Source organism: Klebsiella sp. RIT-PI-d (assembly GCF_001187865.1).
Lineage (GTDB): Bacteria > Pseudomonadota > Gammaproteobacteria > Enterobacterales > Enterobacteriaceae > Superficieibacter.
Map to the genome: position 1 here is coordinate 1 of NZ_LGIT01000015.1, position 704 is coordinate 704.

Consider the following 704-nt stretch of genomic DNA (forward strand, 5'->3'; position numbering starts at 1 on the left):
CTTTTGTGTACGGGACTTTCACCCTGTATCGCGCGACTTTCCAGACGCTTCCACTAACACACATGCTGATTCAGACTCCGGGCTCCTCCCCGTTCGCTCGCCGCTACTGGGGGAATCTCGGTTGATTTCTTTTCCTCGGGGTACTTAGATGTTTCAGTTCCCCCGGTTCGCCTCATGCCACTATGTATTCATGACATGATAATGTGCCGGAGCACACTGGGTTTCCCCATTCGGGTATCGTCGGGTATAACGGTTCATATCACCTTACCGACGCTTATCGCAGATTAGCACGCCCTTCATCGCCTCTGACTGCCAGGGCATCCACCGTGTACGCTTAGTCGCTTAACCTCACAACCCGAAGATGTCTTCTGATTGCAAAAATTTGAGAGACTCGAACACACTGCCTTCTGTTCTTATTTACGGAGAACAGACACAGCGTGTCGTTTCAATTTTCAGCTTGATCCAGATTTTTAAAGAGCAAATATCTCAAACATGACTCGGAAGTCAGTTTTGAGATACTGATTGGTTGTGCCTTTCACTCACAGCCAGCAAGTGGCGTCCCCTAGGGGATTCGAACCCCTGTTGCCGCCGTGAAAGGGCGGAGTCCTAACCGCTAGACGAAGGGGACACGATGTGTCGCGACTTCGTAGCCGTCTTGCTCGATACTTTTCATCAGACAATCTGTGTGAGCACTTCAAAGAACG

General features: G+C 50.3%; 1 tRNA gene and 1 rRNA gene. Both read right to left on the bottom strand.

Features of this window, described 5'->3' with window-relative positions:
- A 23S ribosomal RNA gene (locus AC791_RS17390) occupies nt 1–348 on the bottom strand; the annotation flags it as partial.
- Between the two features lie 205 nt (nt 349–553).
- Nucleotides 554–628, bottom strand: a tRNA-Glu gene (locus tag AC791_RS17395).
- Between the last annotated feature and the right edge of the window lie 76 nt (nt 629–704).